The sequence below is a fragment of the Labrys wisconsinensis genome (genome assembly GCF_030814995.1).
Lineage (GTDB): Bacteria > Pseudomonadota > Alphaproteobacteria > Rhizobiales > Labraceae > Labrys > Labrys wisconsinensis.
Map to the genome: position 1 here is coordinate 1 of NZ_JAUSVX010000052.1, position 1,538 is coordinate 1,538.

1 protein-coding gene is annotated in these 1,538 nt (G+C 63.8%); it reads right to left on the reverse strand.

What is annotated here, in order from left to right; translation table 11 throughout:
• Positions 1-54: 54 nt before the first annotated feature.
• Positions 55-1,455: an IS4 family transposase gene (locus QO011_RS42470; protein ID WP_307286770.1), complete on the reverse strand. Its 1,401-nt coding sequence runs from the start codon at positions 1,453-1,455 to the stop codon at positions 55-57.
• Positions 1,456-1,538: the final 83 nt, after the last annotated feature.

The window sequence follows — 1,538 nt, forward strand, 5'->3', positions numbered from 1 at the left end:
GGCTGTTTGATTCACACATCGCAGCAATCGAGCGATCTATTCTGGATGGGCGTGTTACTCCCATGACCTGCGTGGGATGGCGTTGTGTGGCATCCGTTTTGCGAGGGCTACGCCGCGTTTGATGGCGGCAAACTTCTCGAGGCCCTTGGCATATGTCTTGGAGCCTGGCTTGCCGTAGTAGCCGGTCCATCCACCGAGGCGGGCGATGACCCACTGAGCGCGGGCGAGCGAGCCGATTGGATAGGGATTCTTCTGCTTTTGGGTATTGCCCTCCATCTCGGAGCTCAACTCCTCCAGGAGCGGCTCGTCGGTCGGCTCGAACACGGTATCGAAGCGCTCCTGGGTGAGGCCGTCGCGGGCCTGCTTGAGCTTCATGATGGTGACGGAGGCCAGGGCGGCGGCGCCGACCATGTTGATCATCGCGGCAGGCTTTCTGATTTTGGCGGCTTCGATGTCCATAGCGTCGGATTTGAGGGTTTTGAAGTATTCCTCGATCCGCCAGCGCCTTCGATAGAGGCCGAGGATCCAGAGCGCTTGTTGCAGGGTGTCGACCGCGTGGGTGGTGAGCAGGCGCCAATGGATCGGCTCGCCCTGGTCTGGCGGCATCACTTCGCGGATATCGACCAGCCTGAGGGACAGGGGGTCGGGCAGGTCCTCCCTCTCTCTCATGTAGGCCGGGCGGCGCAGCATGACGGGAGCAAAGCGAATGTCCAGCAGGGTGACGCGCTCCCGGCGGTCCGGGGCGGCCGGGATCACCGTCACCATCCGTGCGATCAGCGGCAAGCCATCGCTGACGGCATAGAGCGAGCGTGAACGGCCGTCGGTGTCGAGGATGCGGCGGTCGCGCGCCATGCGCGCCAACAGATGGACGTTGTCGGGACGGCTGGCATAGCTCTCATAGATGTCGCTCTCGGCGTCGGCAGCCAGAGTGATCCGCGACGCGCCGGCCAGAACGCGGCCACAGGCCTGGGACCCTTTGGTCCAGCGATGAGATTCGCGCTCGCTCGGGAGCCGCGAGCGATGCGGCGTCACCTTGCCGCCCGTCCGGTTGATCACCGACAGGTCGATAAGCCCGCCTATGGCGCTGGTGCCGGCATCTATCGCCAGAACCGCATGCAGGCAAAGCCCACCCAGCTTGCCGCCCTTGCCGACCGGGCCAAATCCCGCGGCACGGACCTTGCGGCCGCCCAGCACGATGTCGGAGCTGTCCTGGATCGCCAGAATGTCGCGGCCCTGGGCCCAATGCTGGGTGCTCTGCGCTGCAGCCGCGGCCATCGACGGCACGCTGACGCGCGCGTTGTCCAAAAACCGCGTGAAGCGCATCTCGCCGCAGCGGGTGCGACCTAGCGCACGCACACAGCTGCCGGGCTGCTCCACCATCGTCCGGTGTAGATCATAGCCGACAACGTCAAGTCGAGCGTCGCCGAAATACCCAAGACCGCCGCAAATATCCATCGCCCATCTCTCGCGAATCAATCGTGCGAGAGAGAATCACCTTAGGTAGGCCTCGAATACCTAAATGTGTGAACACAACAGCC

Excerpts from the sequence above, each read along its gene's own strand:
- QO011_RS42470 (WP_307286770.1), bottom strand. The coding sequence starts at position 1,455 with ATGGATATTTGCGGCGGTCTTGGGTATTTCGGCGACGCTCGACTTGAC.